This window comes from Agromyces sp. PvR057 (assembly GCF_040547485.1).
Classification (GTDB): Bacteria; Actinomycetota; Actinomycetes; order Actinomycetales; family Microbacteriaceae; genus Agromyces.
In genome coordinates this window covers 262,288-277,028 of record NZ_JBEPPT010000002.1, presented here as the reverse complement: position 1 = coordinate 277,028, position 14,741 = coordinate 262,288, and the positions used below count along the sequence as shown (strand labels likewise).

The window sequence follows — 14,741 nt, the reverse complement described above, 5'->3', positions numbered from 1 at the left end:
CGCCGCGTCCCTTGCCTCGGCCTCGCGCGCGCGGGCGCATGCGACGATCGGACGGTGAGCATCCACGTGAACGTCGACAACTTCGCCCGCGCCGAGACCGACCGCATGTTCCACGACCTGCAGCGAAATGCAGGCGGCGTCGGCCGGTTCCTGCACAATCGCGAGCCCGCGTCGGTCGAGGAGCAGGCCGTGATCCGCATGAACCGCGACACGCTCTACAGCTTCGCGGTGGTCGATGCCACGGCCGACGCCACGCTGACGCTCCCCGAGCACGGCGATCGCTACCTCTCGGCGATGGTCGTCAACGAGGACCACTACATCGATGCCGTCTTCCACGATCCGGGCGACTACGAGATCACCGCCGAGCGTTTCGGCACGCCGTACGTCGTGGTCGCCGTGCGCACGCTCGTCGACCCGGCGGACCCCGACGATATCGCCGCGGTCGCCGCCATCCAAGACGCCATCTCGCTCGCCACTGGAGACGGTGCGACCCCGTTCGAGTCCCCCGAGTACGACACCGCCTCGCTCGACGAGACCCGCGATGCGCTGCTCGCCCTCGCCCGCAACCTCACGGGCTTCGACCGCACGTTCGGCGCGAAGCACGAGGTCGACCCGGTGCGCCACCTCATCGGCACGGCCGCGGGCTGGGGCGGCCTCCCGAGCAGCGAGGCGTCGTACCTCGGCGTCGACCCGCGGCTGCCGGTCGGCACCTACGAACTCACGGTGGCGGACGTTCCGGTCGACGGCTTCTGGTCGATCTCGGTGTACAACGCGAAGGGATTCTTCGAGCCCAACGAGCGCGGCGCGTACACGGTGAACGACATCACCGGCGTGCGCAATGCCGACGGCTCCACGACGGTGCGCTTCGGCGACTACCCGGACGACGTGCCGAACGCGATCCCGATCACCGAGGGCTGGAACTACCTCGTGCGGCTCTACCGCCCGCGCGCCGAGATCACCGACGGCAGCTGGAGCTTCCCGACACTCAGCGCGTAGCCCGGCGGGGTTCGGGGTCGTCGCTGCCCCGACACGCGGCGTGCGTTCGCCGAGGGGTCACGAAGTGCGCCATCCGGATGCCGGGAGCCGACACATCGTGACCGCTCGGCGCTCACGAGCGGCGCGGCGCGACGCCGCGACGGCGCGACGGCGCGACGGCGCGGCGCGCGAGCACACGGGCACAATGCTCAGTGGTGCGGGATGCCCGCGATCATGCCGCCGTCGACGACGAACTCCGCGCCGCTCGTGAACGAGGAGGCGTCGCTCGCGAGGAACACGATCGTGCCGGCGACCTCGTCGGGCACGGCGGGCCGGCCGAGCGGGATGTCGAGCTTCGCGGGATCGATACGCGTCGTCATGTCGGTGAGGATGAGCCCCGGATGCACCGAGTTGACCCGGATGCCGAACGCGCCGAGCTCGACCGCGAGCGACTGGCTGAGTCCGCGCACGCCGAACTTCGACGCCGTGTAGCCGTGCAGCCCGGGCGAGCCGCGCATGCCCTCGACCGACGAGATGTTGATGATCGAGCCCGAACCCTGCGCCTTCATCGCGGGCACGACCGCGCGGCATCCGAGGAACACGCCCGTGAGGTTCACGGCGATGACGGCATCCCACTTCGCGAGCGTGAGGTGCTCGATGGGCGCGGCGTTCGCGATGCCCGCGTTGTTCACGAGCACGTCGACCGTGCCGAAGGCCTCGAGCGTCGCCTCGACGGCGGCCGCCCACGACGCCTCGTCGGTCACGTCGAGGTGCACGAACCGCGCACGCTCGCCGAGCTCGGCGGCGAGCGCCTGCCCCTCGTCGTCGAGGAGGTCTGCGGCGACCACCCTGGCGCCTGCCGCGTGCAGGGCGCGCACGTAGGCCGCGCCGAGTCCGCGAGCGCCGCCCGTGACGAGCGCGACGCGCCCGCCGAGGTCGACGCCCGGCACCCCGCTCATGCCGCACCCGCCGTCGCGGAGACGTCGGCGGTCGCAGCCGGGCGCGCCGCGGCATCCGCTGATCCGGCGACCCGCACGACGAGCCTCCCGACGGTCGCGCCGCCTGCGAGCTCCTGGATCGCCGCGGGCGCATCCGCGAACTCGACGACGCCGCCTGCGACCGGCGAGATCGCCCCGGCATCCGCGAGTCGCACGAGCTCGGCATGGGCCCCGCGCACGAGATCGGGCCGGACCTGCTGGTAGAGCGCCCAGTGCAGGCCGAGCACCGAGTAGTTCTTCACGAGCGCGTGGTTCGCGCGCACCGGCGGGATCTCGCCGCTCGCGAAGCCGACCACGACGATGCGACCCTCGAACGCGATGCACTTCGTGGTGCGCGTGAACGCGTCGCCGCCAACCGGGTCGAACACGACGTCGGCACCGCGCCCGTTCGTGAGCTCGTTGACGACGGACGCGAAGTCCTCGGTCTCGGCGCGCACGATGACCGTCTCGGCGCCGGCGTCGCGGGCGGTCTCGGCCTTGGCGGCGGATCCGACGACCGCGATCACCCGGGCGCCCGCCGCGACGCCGAGCTGCACCGCCGCAGTGCCGACGCCGCCCGCGGCGGCATGCACGAGCAGCGTCTCGCCCGGCTGCAGGGCGGCCCGCCGATGCAGGCCGAACCACGCCGTCTGGTAGGCGATGACGAGTCCCGCCGCCTGCACGTCGTCGAGCGAGCCCGGCGCGAGGTGCGCGGCATCCGCCTTCACGATCGCGTACTCCGACAGCACGCCGATGTGCGAGGCGACGACGCGGTCGCCCGGTTCGAAGAGGCGCAGGCCGGCCGTCGCAGCAGATGCTGCAACGCCGTCGCCCACGGCCACGACCTCGCCCACGAGCTCGATGCCCGGCACGAACGGCAGCTCTGGGCGCACCTGGTACTCGCCGCGGCAGAGCAGCACGTCGGGGAAGTTCACGGCCACCGCGCCCGTGCGCAGCAGCAGCTCGCCGGCTCCGGGCTGCGGCACCGGGACGTCGTGCAGCTCGAGCACGTCGAGGGGCTCGCCGTGGCGCACGACGCGCCACGCGCGCATGGTCTCGGGCAGCGCGCCGGCCGTCGTCGCGGCTGCGGTTTCGGCGCCCGCCACCGGCATCCGCTCGCTCACGATGCCCCGCCCCCGACGACCCTGCTCCCGACGGCGGCGCCCCCGACGGCGGCGCTCGCATCGATGCCCGTGAGGAACAGGTCGGTGAGCTGCTCGGCGAGCAGCGTCTTGCCCTCCGGCCCCTCTGGCGAGTACCAGTGCGAGAGGTAGTGCACGTCGGCGAAGAAGTTCGCGATGAGCACGGGGCGCGGGATGTCGCCGCGATAGAGCCCCTCGTTCTGGCCCTGCTCGATGAGCGCCGCGAACTCGTCGTGGTACTCGCGGCGACGGCGCGTGACCTCCGACTGCCGCGGCGCGGTCAGCATGTGCATGCTACGGAAGAACACGGTACCCTCCGGCAGGAAGTCGATCGACGTCTCGATCACGTCGACGCAGACCGCGCGCAGCACGTCGGCGACCTCGCCGCCGCGCTCGATGATCGCGTCGAGGTGCTCCTTCTGCAGCGAGAGCATGCGGTCGTAGATGCCGAAGAGCAGGTCGTCCTTCGACTGGAAGTAGTGGTACATCGCACCCTTGGTGACGCCGGCCGCCTCCACGACCTGCTGCACGCTCGTGTTCGCGTACCCGTTCGCGGCGAACAGCTCGACGGCCGCTCGCATCACGTCGTCGGCGACGCTGGTGTCCTTCATGTGGTTCTCGTCTCTGTCGGGTTCGGGAGGTCGGTGCCGGATGTCGCGGGCGGATGTCGCGGGGCGGCGGGCTGGCGGGCCGGGCCGGGCCGGGCCGGCCGGGCCTCAGCCGATCGGCCGCAGGCTCGCGCCGCCGTCGATGAGGATCGTCTGCCCCGTGATCCACGCTGCATCATCGGAGAGCAGGAACGCCACCGGACCCGCCACGTCGTCGGGAACGCCGAGCCGCCGCAGCGGGTACTCGGCCGCGACCTCGGCCTCGCGACCCTCGTACAGCGCACGGGCGAACGCGGTCTTGACGACCGCAGGGGCGACGGCGTTGACGCGGATGCCGGGCGCGAGCTCGTGCGCGAGCTGGATCGTGAGGTTCATGAGTGCCGCCTTCGAGACGCCGTAGAACGCGATGCCGGGGGCGGCGGCCACCGCGGAGATCGAGGAGAGGTTCACGATCGACCGACTGAGGCCCGCGGCGACGGCGTCACGGGTCCACTCGAGCGCGGCGATGACGTTGACCTCGAGGATCTTGCGGATCGCGGAGGCCTCGATCTCGAGCGCCGGACCGTAGGCCGGGTTGATGCCCGCGTTGTTCACGAGGTGGTCGAGTCGGCCATGGTGCTCGACGATGTGCGCGAAGACGGCGGCGCGATGCTCGGAGTCGTCGGCCTTGCCGGCGATGCCCGTCGCGCGCGCGGCGCCGAGCTCGGCGACCGCCGCGTCGAGGGACTCCTGCGAGCGGCCCGTGATGACGACGTCGGCGCCCTCGTCGACGAGGCGTCTCGCGATCGCCAGGCCGATGCCCCTGCTGCCGCCGGTGATGAGCGCTACGCTCGATTCGAACCTCTGCACGCGTCTCCCCTTCGAGTTCGCGGTCGTGCGGATGCCCAGGTCGCGCCGAAGCCGACTCGGGCATACCGACTAGACGGTATGCGCCAAGCGTAGCCCATTCCGCAGCCACCCCGCAGCCGCCGAGCGCTCGCGCGTCTTCCCGAGGGGTGAAGATGGAGTGGTGAGCATTCCCACGCCCGCGGCATCCGCGAACCCCTCGGTTCCACCGTGGCGCCTCTGGCTCATCTGGGGTGTCGGCGTCGCGGCCTACGTGCTCTCGATCACGAACCGCACCTCGCTCTCCGCCGTCGGCGTCGATGCGGCCGTGCGATTCGACGCGGATGCCTCGACGCTGTCGATGTTCGCCGTGATCCAGCTCGCCGTGTACGGCGGCATGCAGATCCCGGTGGGCGTGCTGCTCGACCGGTTCGGCGCGCGACCGGTCATCACCGCGGGCATGGCGCTCATGGCGATCGGGCAGGCGGTGCTCGCCTTCGCCCCCGACGTCGGCTGGGCGATCGTCGCGCGCATGCTCCTCGGCGCGGGCGACGCGGCCGTCTTCCCGAGCGTGCTGCGCGTGGTCGCGGTCTGGTTCCCGGCCAGGCAGGCGCCCTTCCTCGTGCAGATGACCGGCATCCTCGGGCAGGTCGGCCAGCTCGCCGCGATCTTCCCGCTCGCCGCGCTGCTGCACGCCACCACGTGGACGATCACGTTCGGCAGCCTCGCCGGCCTCGGCGTGCTCTTCACGATCCTGACGTTCACGGTGATCCGCAACCGTCCGCCCGATCGCGCCGAGGACGTCTCGATCGACACCGAGACGGGTGCGATCCAGGTGGTTCGCTCCTCGATCGACTTCCGCGAGGGGTTCCGCCAGTCGTGGGCGCACCCCGCGACCCGGCTCGCCTTCTGGTCGCATTTCACGACGCCGTTCTCGGGCACGGCGTTCATGCTGCTGTGGGGCTTCCCGTTCCTCACCGTCGGCGAGGGGCTCACCCCGCCCGTCGCCTCGCTCGTCTTCAGCGTCTACGTCGTCTTCGGCGTCCTGTCGGGGCCCGTGATCGGGGCGCTCTCGAGCCGGCACCCGCTGCGCCGCTCGCGCATGCTCGTGCTGCCGATCGTCGCCCTCCAGGCCGTGGTCTGGCTCATCGTGATCGCCTGGCCCGGCCCGGCGCCGCTCTGGCTGCTCTTCGTGCTCGTGTTCGCGATGAGCACTGGCGGCCCCGCCTCGATGATCGGCTTCGACCACGCGCGCACGTACAACCCCGCGCACCGCCTCAGCACGGCGACCGGCATCGTGAACGTCGGCGGGTTCCTCGCCGCGCTCCTCGCGATCCTGTTCATCGGCCTCGCGATGGACGCCCAGGGCGCCGGCACGCCCGACACGTACACGCTCGAGGCGTTCCGCATCGCGTTCCTCACGCAGGTGCCGCTCTGGCTGCTCGGCGCGACGTTCATCATCATCGAGCGCCGGCGCACACGCGTGCACATCGGCCTCGACGAACCGCGTGCCCGGCGCCGCCGTCGCGGCATCGCCGCGGTCGGCGACTCACCGGGCGACGAGCTGCCGCTCGACTGACGGCGCTGCCGCGACCGCCGGTCGAGGAGCGGAGCGTCTCGAGACCCCGTCGGCAGGGGTTCGCACGAGCATTCAGGAGGAACTCGCACGAAAGGGAGGACCGAACCCCAGGTCCGGTCCTCCCGATCGCGCGATCACCTCCCGATCAGGTCAGGGGTGACCGCCGCCGTGCCAGCCCGGCCAGCCCCAGCCGCCGTGACCGCCGCCGTTCCCGGGGTGGCCGCCGCCGTGACCGCCACCGCCGCCCTGCTTCGCGGCTGCGACCTCGAACGCCCGTTCGATCTCCTGGCTGAAGGTCGAGCCCGCGGCATCCGTCGCCGTCACCCGCAGGTCGACCCACCCGCCGGCATCGGGCACCGCGATCTTCGCGGCGTAGGCCGTGACGACGTCGCGCCCCTCGGCGAACATCGGCGCGCCATCCTCCGACGGCTCGTCGACCGACGTGTCGGCGGAGGTCGCGTCGAGCGCAACCTGCGTCCAGCTGCCGCCGTCGACCCTCGCCTCGAGCGTGGCACCGGCGAGCGCGGCGATTCCGGATGCCTCGGCGATGTGCCCGAGCTCGAGCCCGAGCCCGACCGGCGCCCCCTTCTTGCGGCCGCTGCCCGCCGTGCCCGATGCGTCGAGGTCGAGGTCGTAGTACGCCTGCAGCATGGGCAGGAGCTGCCGGCTGCCGTCGCTCGCCGTTCCCGTGGAGCGGAAGGTCCACTCGCTCGTGGTCGACGTCGACGACGCGAGGTACGTGCCGTCGTGGGTCGCGGTGTTCACGACCCGCCACTCGGATTCGCCGTCGGGCAGGTCCCACACGGTGGCCCCCTGGAACGGCGAGGACTCCACGAGCTCGCCGTCGATGTACACCTCGGTGAGCTGCGAACGGTCGGCCGCGCCCGAGTACGTGTCGAACGCACCCGTGTGGTCGGCGTTGGCGCCGTCGGCCCACGACGGCAGGTTGACCTGCGCGTAGTCGCCGGTGCGGTTCGGCGCCCAGTACCCGGGCCCGACGTAGGGACGCACGATCGGCCCGAAGTAGCTCGTCTCCACCTCCTGGCCGGGCTCGTACGCACGCTGGACGTCGCGGACCTCCCAGCCGGCGTCGACGACCGAGGCGCCCTGGTACCACTCGACCTGGTCGGTGCTCACCCACTCGGTGCGCTCGAGGCCGCGCGAGGTGCGCATCGGGAAGCCCGTTCCGTACTCGGTCCCCGGCACGAAGTCGTAGCGGTACTCGCCCACCGTGGCGGGGTCGCCGAAGTAGGTCGTGTCGATGCGGGCGAGCTTCTTGGGCCGGTAGTCGAGCTTCTCCGGCACCGAGCCGTCGCTGTAGCGCGCGATGTCCCAGATCTCGTCGGCGGTCGGGATGCCGGTGCCGCTCACGGCGACCGGCTTCTTCGCGATCGCCTCGAGCACCCGGCGTCCCTGCACGCCGCTGACGGCGGCGACGGGGATGGGCGTGTCGGCGGTGTAGTCGTCGGAGCCGACCCACTCGCTGAGCTCGCCGTCGCCGTCGTTGACGGTGAGGAGGAGCGCGGCGCCCGCGGCGACCGCGTTGGCCGAGCGCTCGGAGGCCGGGACGACGTCGGAGCGGGTCACGACCGCGACCTTGCCCTTCACGTCGACCGCGGCGAACTCCTCGGCGCTGCCGAGGCCCGCGGCGACCGCAGCGGTGCGGATCGGTCCGTCGAGCAGGGTGGATCCGACCTGCGGGATGAGGTCGAGCTGCTCCTTGCCGGCCTTCAGCGACAGCGTGGGCGCCTGCAGGCGCCAGCGCGTCGTGAAGTCGAAGCTGTCGGCCTCGGGGGCGTCCATCGGCTGCGCGTGGAGCTCGTCGACCCAGACCGGGGCGAGCGCGCTGCCGCTGAAGCCGTCGACGTGGAAGTCCATGCGGCGCACCGTGGGTTCGAGCCCCTTCTCACCGACATCGACGGTCACGGGCTTCGTGGCCCGCGCGTCGAATGCGACCGACGCCGCACCGTCGAGCACGACGTCGGGGTCTCCGACGAGGGCGATCGCCTGGGTGTCGGCCTCGCGGGCGACGTCCATGAACGACATGACCGAGTAGAGGCCGGCCGGCAGTCGCAGCGTGGTCTCGCCCGGCACGCCGAAGGACGTGTACCAGCCGGTCTCGGCGTTCCAGATCCACCCGGAGGTCTCGAGCGGTTCGCCCGCGAAGTCGGTCGCCGTGACGGTGAGGTCGTAGCGCTCGGCCTCGGCGATGATGCCGAGCGCCGTGCGGGTGACCGCGTCGCCGTCGACGGCCGCGGTGAGCACGCCCGAGAGCTGCACCCCCGCCGGCACCTTCGCCGGGTCGGCCGTGAGCGTGACCGACCGGGTCTCCCCTGCCGGGATCGTGAGCGAGGAGGCGTCCATCGTGAGCACGTCGGATGCCGCGGCCGCACGTCCGGGCTCGATGCCCCCGTCGCCCGCGCCCGGCGTCGTGTCGGCGAGCGTCGCGGTGAGGTCGATCGTCACCTCGGCGTCGCCGCGATTCGCGTACTCGACCGTGCGGGTGACCGGCGTCGCGTCCGCGCCCCACGTCAGCATGCCGAAGTCACCGGACCCGGAGGCCACGACGTCGGCCTCGATCGCCGCGGCGACGTCGATGACGCCGGAGCCGACCTGGTATGGCGTGAGCCCGACATCCGTCGCCGTGCTCGTGAGCGCCGCCCGCAGCTGCGCCGCGGTGTACTCCGGATGCTGCTGCTTCACGATCGCCGCAGCGCCCGCGACGTGCGGGGTCGCCATCGACGTGCCGCTCATGCCGATGTACGAGCCCTCGCCGGGGCTGTCGGCCGAGCGGGCGGCGGTGACGTCGTTGCCGGGGCCGGCGAGGTCGGGCTTCAGCGCGCCGGAGCGCACGAGCGGCCCCTGGCTCGAGAACCACGAGAGCTCGCCGCTCGGGTCGTCGACCGATCCGATGGTGAGGGCGCTCGCGGCGGAGCCGGGCGAGCCGACCGTCTCGGGTGCCGTCGAGTTGCCCGCGGCGACGATGAAGAGCGCGTCGGTCGCGGCCGAGATCTCGTTCAGCGCCTGGGACATGAGGTCGGTGCCGTCGTCGCCGTACCGGGTGCCGAGGCTCATCGAGACGATGTCGGCGCGATCGGCGGCCCACTCCATTGCCGAGATGATCCACGAGTCCTGGCCCTCGCCGGTGGCGCTCAGCACCTTGCCGACGAGCAGGTTCGCGCCGTCGGCGACGCCGCGGTGGGTGCCGCCGCTCGCGGCGCCCGTGCCGGCGATGGTCGACGCGACGTGCGTGCCGTGTCCGTTGGGGTCGTCGGAGACCGCCTCATCGGGGACGAAGCTCGTCGATTCGGCGAGCACGCGGCCCGCGAGGTCGGGGTGCGTGTCGTCGTATCCGGTGTCGAGCACGGCGACGGTGACGCCGTCGCCCGTGTAGCCGGCGGCCCAGGCCTCCGGCGCGCCGATGTAGGGCACGCTCGAGTCGAGCGTCGCCTGCACCTTGCCGTCGAGGTGGATCGCGGCGACCCCGCCGCCGAGGCTGATGTCGTCGGGTGCGCTGAAGGCGCGGGCATCGGATGCCGCGGCCTCCGTCAGTGCGGCCCAGGTCGATTCGGCACTCGCGTGCTCGGCCGACGCGGCCGCGCCGCCGATGCTCGCGAGCGGCGCGCCGACGTCGATGCCGGGCACGGGCGCCGCGAAGCTGCGTGCGGCCGAGGCGTCGTCGAGCTCGAGGATCACCGGGGTCGCGTCGACCGAGGCGTCGTCGTAGCCGTACTCGATGAGGCGGGTGACGTTGAACAGGTCGCGGTCGACGACTCCTGCCGTGACGAACGGCATCGCCGACGTCGGCAGCACATGCAGCTCGCCCTCGACCTCGATGGTCTGGAAGGCCTCACCCGGGTCGACGGCGTCGATCTCGACCGCGTGCGCACCGCCCGCGAGGTCGGTCACGGTGACCCGGTCGCCCGTGATGAGGGTGACGGTGTGCGTTCCACCGGCTGCTGCCGGCGCTGCGGCCGTGGCCGACGGCGGCGGTGCGCCGCCACCGGTCGGATCCGCGGTCGCCGGGAGCGCGGCTGCGCCGACTCCGGCGACGCCGATCACGAGGCCGCTGATGGCGGCCGCGAACGATCGGCGGTGTGGGAATGGTCTCGTGCTTCGTGGCATTAGGGATACCTCTCACGCGTTCGGACTGGCTTGCCAAGCAACCTCTCACGGCGCGTTGGCTAGGGTGGTGGCGGAGAGATGCCATGGCCTCGATCCGCCACGACGGCGGTCGGCGCGATGATGGAACGGAAGGCGCTCGTGCTCGAGGCGATCGGACTGGACGACGAGCACTCGGCGCTCTACCGGCTCCTCCTGCAGGTGCCCTCGTCGAGCATCGACGAGCTCGCGGCATCCGCGTCGAAACCGGTGTCCGAGGTGCGCGCGGTCGTCGCCGAGCTCGAGCGCGTCGGGCTGCTGGCCCGCCAGGCCTCGGCACCCGACCGCGTCGTCGCCTCGCCGCCGTCGCTCGCGCTGCGACCGATGCTCCTCGACCGCGAGCGCCGGCTGACCCAGGCGCACGAGGCGCTCGTGGAGCTGAGCGAGCTCTACCGCAGCGGGGCCGCGCAGCGCACGGCGCCCGACGTCGTCGACGTGGTGCTCGGAGCGGATGCCGTGCGCCAGCGCTTCGCCCAGCTGCAGGCCTCGGCGACCCGGCAGGTTCGCGTGCTCATGCTGAGCGACGTGGCCTTCCTCGACGCCACTGAGAACACGGCTGAAGACGAGGCACTGCGGCGAGGGGTGCGCTACCGCGTGATCGTCGAGAAGGCGGTGCTCGAGTGGCCGGGCTTCATCGACGCGGCCCGCGAGTCCGCGCCGTTCGGCGAGGAGGTCCGCGTGCTGCCGACCCTGCCGACCCGCCTCATCATCGCCGACGAAGACGTGGCGATGCTGCCGATGCGTTCGCACGGCGAGGAGCGGTCGTCGGGCGCGCTGCTCGTGAACCCGAGCGGCCTGCTCGACCTCGTGATCGCGACGTTCGAGGAGTACTGGGCGACCTCGACCGAGTTCATCTCGACCGGCGAGCTGCCCGGCGCCCACGATGCGGTCGACCGGGACCTGCTGAAGCTGCTGCTGCTCGGGCTCACGGATGCCGCGGCCGGCGCGCAGCTCGGCATCTCGGTGCGCACGGTGCAGCGGCGGGTCGCCGAGCTCATGGAGACGGCCGGCGTCACGACGCGCCTGCAGCTCGGCGCCGAGGCGGTGCGCAGGGCCTGGGTGTAGGCACACCGGCGACGAGCGGCACGGCGCCGATGGACCGGTGACCGGAGACGACGGATGCCGCGGCGAGGCGTCTCGTCGCGGCATCCGTCGTCTGCTCGTGCGGGCGCTCGGCCCGCCGCGGGCTCAGGCCTTCGGGTAGGTGTAGAAGCCCTCGCCCGTGGCGACGCCGAGCTTGCCCTGGTCGATGTAGCGCTCCTTGATGAGGTCGGCGAAGGCCTGCTGCTTCTGGCCGCCGGCCTTGGAGATGTTGTAGGCCGTGGTGAGGCCGACGATGTCGTAGATCTGGAACGGGCCCATGGGCGCGCCGGTGCCGATGCGCCAGGTCTTGTCGATGGCGTCGGGCTCGGCGATGCCGTCGACGAGCAGCTCGCCCGCGGCCGAGAGGAACGGCACGAGCAGGGAGTTCAGCAGGTAGCCGGCCTTCTCCTTCCTGATCTCGATCGGCACCATGCCGATCGAGCTCGCGAAGTCGACGACGGTCGCGTACACGTCGGGGCTCGTTGCCTCGGTGCCCATGACCTCGGCGGTGTTGTGCGCCCACACGCGGTTGGCGAAGTGCAGCGCGAGGAACCGGTCGGCGCGGCCGGTGAACGGCGAGAGGTCGCTCGGCAGCAGGGTCGACGAGTTCGTGGCGAAGATCGTGCGCTCGGGCGCGAGCGCGGCGAGCTTCTCGTAGGTCGACTGCTTGAGCGCGAGCTGCTCGGGGATCGCCTCGATGACGAGGTCGGCGTTCGCGACGGCCGCGGCGAGGTCGGCCGAGAACGTGACGCGGCCGAGCGCGGCCTGCGCGCCGTCGGCTGCGCCCGCGACGCCCTCCTTCACGTAGGTGTCGGCGAGCCCGGCGAAGCGCTGCTTCGCGGCCTCGAGCGCGTCGTCGCTGATGTCGTAGGCGACGACGTCGAAGCCGCTGAACGCGGTCTGGTAGGCGATCTGCGAGCCGAGCACTCCGGTGCCGAGCACCGTCACGTTCGCGATGGCGGTCATTGCTGTTCCTTCTTTCCCTGTGTCCCTCGTGGGGCGTTGTCCGCGCCGGGTGCGGCGCCGTCGTGAGACCCGTCATGGGCCTCGAGCGGATGCCGCGGACGGGTCTCGTCCGTGCGTCCGACGTTGAATCGCTGCAGGTCGCGAGCGAAACGGGTGATCTGGGCATCGGTCCAGCCGTCGAGCTGGCGGCTCACGACGCCGTGCAGGATCTCGATGGCCTCGTCGTAGGCGGCCCACCCCGCCTCGGTGAGTTCGAGGGGGCGACCGCGGCCCGCGGCATCCGGAACCTCGCGCACCACGCCGAGCGCCGTGAGTCCCGCGAGCTGGCGCGAGACCGTGGACCGGTTGAGGCGGTACGCCTCGGCGATGTCGACCGAGCGGCAGCCGGGATGGTCGACGATGTACCCGAGGATCGACTGGTCGGTCATGCTGAGGCTCAGGTTCGCGACCCTCGCGTCGGCGACGCCTCGACGGCTGATGACGATGAGGTCGCGCAGGATCGCCGCAGTCGCCGCGTCGCGCTCGTGTCCTTGCCGCTGCCCTTCGGCTTCCATGATCTCTCGGCCTCCCGTTGTCATCTGCAACGCTACGACCTTGTGTTGCATTCCGCAACACTGGCGAGAACGTCGACACGTCTGGCGTTCACCCAGCCCGACCTGATAGTAAGGAAACCTGACATAACTCGCGTCATGATTCGCGGGTTCGTCGGTCTCTCCTTCGGAGGCGGTGTTCCACCCAGGGCACGACCTCCTCGGAGCGCCCCCCGCTCCGCAACGAGTGCGCGCCTCGACGCCCTCGCGAACGACCACCGAACCGACCCGAACGGAGCATCACCGTGCCATCCCCCGCGCCCCGCCGCACCCGCCTGCGCTCGACGCTCAGCCTGTTCACCGTCGCCGGCCTCGCCGCGACCGGAGCCGCCGCGATCGCCGTGACCGGCGCCGCGCCGGCCACCGCCGCACCCGCCTCGCCCGTCGCGACCTGCCCCGCCGACGGACATGCGCCGCCCCTCGGGCACTTCCCCCTCTTCACCGACACGGGCGTCGCCGTGTACGCCGGCGGCGACTACACCGTGACCGGTGCCGCAGCCGAGTCCGAGGGACTCCTGCTCGTCGCCGGCGACGCGAGCTTCGCCAAGACGAGCGGCGGCGTCTTCAACGTCGGCACGGCCGGCTACGGCTCGGGCATCGTCCCCCCGGCCGGCGGGCAGATGCTCGCCGTCGGCGGCGACCTCACGACCTCGAACGGCACGAGCGTGCACGTCGGGGCGAACCTCGCGGGCGGCGGCGCGGTCGACGTCGGCGGCTCGGCCGCAGGCGCCTCGATCGACTCGTTCGGCGGCCCCGTCCGCTCGAGCCTCGGCGCAGCGACCGCCACGAGCCCGAACACCGGGTTCGGTTCGCTCATCGAGTCGACCTCCGCCGCGCTCGCGGCCACCGCCGACACCGACGACGTGACCACGAGCGGCAACACCGTGCGCTTCGCGAGCACGACGGAGCGCGACCTCTACGTGTTCTCCATCGCGGCCTCCACGCTCGGCACGAAGCCCGAGGTCGTGTTCGACCTGGCATCCGACGCCCCCGTGCTCGTCAACGTGACGGGCGCCTCGCTCACGTGGGCGCCCAACTTCTTCGCCGACGACGCCGGCCGCTTCGACGGCCCGAGCGGCGCGAACTTCGGCGAGTGGTCCTCGCGCATCCTCTGGAACCTCGACGAGGCGACCTCGGTCACCCTCGGCACCAACGGCCAGCTCATCGGCTCGGTGCTCGCCCCGGTCGCCGACGCCGACGTCTCGACGTCGACGAACGGCCGCCTGCTCGTCGGCGGCGACCTCACCGTGAGCGGATCGGGCGTCGAGCACCACAACTACCCCTGGAGCGGCGGCGAGGGCCTCGAGTGCTCGCCAGAGCCGACGACCCCCGAGGAGGTCGTCCCGCCCGTCGACCCCGAGACCCCCACCACGCCGCTGACGCCCGTCGAGCCGGGCACGCCGGTGTCGCCCGAGACGCCAGAGGAGCCCGCGACCCCCGGCGAGTCGAACGTGACCCCCGAGCAGCCCGGCACCCCTGCCGGCTCGACCACCGAGACGAGCGCCGCCGGCGCCGAGAAGGCCGACCTCGCCTCGACCGGCTTCGAGGCGACCGGCATCGCCGTGCTCGCCGCCGCGCTCCTCGCCGGAGCCGGCGCGCTGCTCGCGATCGCGCGTCGTCGCCGTCGCGCCTGACGACCGCCTCCCGCCGACGAACGCACGCGGATGCCCCGGGCCTCGGCCCGGGGCATCCGTCGTCGAGGCACGCGTGATCGCCGCGGTGCCGACGCGCCCGTCCCAGACCGGATTGCTCTGCCGCTGGCACAGGCCTTCGCACTAGTGTGTGCAGTGTCGGCACGGCATCGGGGGCTCGTGTCGCAACGATCTGGGGGTTCG

At 72.2% G+C, this 14,741-nt stretch carries 11 protein-coding genes; 4 read left to right on the top strand and 7 right to left on the bottom strand.

Annotated features, from left to right (window positions below; genetic code table 11):
* The first annotated feature begins 54 nt into the window (after window positions 1-54).
* A complete protein-coding gene (locus ABIC29_RS10480) occupies window positions 55-996 on the top strand; it encodes a DUF1214 domain-containing protein (RefSeq protein ID WP_354245148.1) in 942 nt (313 codons plus the stop codon).
* Between the two features lie 188 nt (window positions 997-1,184).
* On the opposite strand, the gene ABIC29_RS10475 is transcribed toward ABIC29_RS10480, so the two are convergent.
* The 4 genes from ABIC29_RS10475 to ABIC29_RS10460 form a co-directional block, all read right to left on the bottom strand.
* Complete coding sequence (locus ABIC29_RS10475; RefSeq protein ID WP_116084205.1) at window positions 1,185-1,934, bottom strand: glucose 1-dehydrogenase; 750 nt, start codon at window positions 1,932-1,934, stop codon at window positions 1,185-1,187.
* Window positions 1,931-3,058 (bottom strand): NADPH:quinone oxidoreductase family protein, encoded by a 1,128-nt coding sequence (locus ABIC29_RS10470; RefSeq protein ID WP_354245144.1) that lies wholly within the window; start codon window positions 3,056-3,058, stop codon window positions 1,931-1,933. The genes ABIC29_RS10475 and ABIC29_RS10470 overlap by 4 nt, the downstream gene beginning before the upstream one ends.
* Window positions 3,059-3,072: 14 nt before the next feature.
* Window positions 3,073-3,705, bottom strand: a complete 633-nt coding sequence (locus ABIC29_RS10465) for a TetR/AcrR family transcriptional regulator (protein WP_354245141.1) — start codon at window positions 3,703-3,705, stop codon at window positions 3,073-3,075.
* Window positions 3,706-3,810: 105 nt separating this feature from the next.
* Window positions 3,811-4,551 (bottom strand): SDR family oxidoreductase, encoded by a 741-nt coding sequence (locus tag ABIC29_RS10460; RefSeq protein ID WP_116084209.1) that lies wholly within the window; start codon window positions 4,549-4,551, stop codon window positions 3,811-3,813.
* 160 nt (window positions 4,552-4,711) lie between these two features.
* Here ABIC29_RS10460 and ABIC29_RS10455 point away from each other — a divergent pair, with 160 nt between their 5' ends.
* Window positions 4,712-6,106 (top strand): MFS transporter, encoded by a 1,395-nt coding sequence (locus ABIC29_RS10455; protein WP_354245138.1) that lies wholly within the window; start codon window positions 4,712-4,714, stop codon window positions 6,104-6,106.
* A gap of 150 nt (window positions 6,107-6,256) precedes the next feature.
* Here ABIC29_RS10455 and ABIC29_RS10450 read toward each other — a convergent pair whose 3' ends face one another.
* Window positions 6,257-10,168, bottom strand: coding sequence for a S8 family peptidase (locus tag ABIC29_RS10450; RefSeq protein WP_354245135.1), 3,912 nt, complete (start codon window positions 10,166-10,168; stop codon window positions 6,257-6,259).
* 141 nt (window positions 10,169-10,309) lie between these two features.
* Here ABIC29_RS10450 and ABIC29_RS10445 point away from each other — a divergent pair, with 141 nt between their 5' ends.
* Complete coding sequence (locus ABIC29_RS10445; protein ID WP_354245132.1) at window positions 10,310-11,332, top strand: transcriptional regulator TrmB; 1,023 nt, start codon at window positions 10,310-10,312, stop codon at window positions 11,330-11,332.
* Between the two features lie 123 nt (window positions 11,333-11,455).
* Here the strand turns inward: ABIC29_RS10445 and ABIC29_RS10440 are convergent, their stop codons facing one another.
* Complete coding sequence (locus ABIC29_RS10440) at window positions 11,456-12,316, bottom strand: 3-hydroxyacyl-CoA dehydrogenase (RefSeq protein WP_116084214.1); 861 nt, start codon at window positions 12,314-12,316, stop codon at window positions 11,456-11,458.
* On the bottom strand, window positions 12,313-12,894 hold the full coding sequence (locus ABIC29_RS10435; RefSeq protein ID WP_158551843.1) for a MarR family winged helix-turn-helix transcriptional regulator: 582 nt from the start codon (window positions 12,892-12,894) through the stop codon (window positions 12,313-12,315). Before ABIC29_RS10435 ends, ABIC29_RS10440 begins: the two co-directional genes overlap by 4 nt.
* 257 nt (window positions 12,895-13,151) lie before the next feature.
* On the opposite strand from ABIC29_RS10435, the gene ABIC29_RS10430 reads away from it, so the two are divergent.
* Entirely contained in the window at window positions 13,152-14,540 is a 1,389-nt protein-coding gene (locus ABIC29_RS10430) for a choice-of-anchor A family protein (protein ID WP_354245129.1), read from the top strand.
* Window positions 14,541-14,741 lie beyond the last annotated feature (201 nt).

Coding starts and splice junctions, on each gene's coding strand:
- ABIC29_RS10475 (WP_116084205.1), bottom strand. CDS start 1,934: ATGAGCGGGGTGCCGGGCGTCGACCTCGGCGGGCGCGTCGCGCTCGTC.
- ABIC29_RS10465 (WP_354245141.1), bottom strand. CDS start 3,705: ATGAAGGACACCAGCGTCGCCGACGACGTGATGCGAGCGGCCGTCGAG.
- ABIC29_RS10445 (WP_354245132.1), top strand. CDS start 10,310: ATGCCATGGCCTCGATCCGCCACGACGGCGGTCGGCGCGATGATGGAA.
- ABIC29_RS10440 (WP_116084214.1), bottom strand. CDS start 12,316: ATGACCGCCATCGCGAACGTGACGGTGCTCGGCACCGGAGTGCTCGGC.
- ABIC29_RS10435 (WP_158551843.1), bottom strand. CDS start 12,894: ATGACAACGGGAGGCCGAGAGATCATGGAAGCCGAAGGGCAGCGGCAA.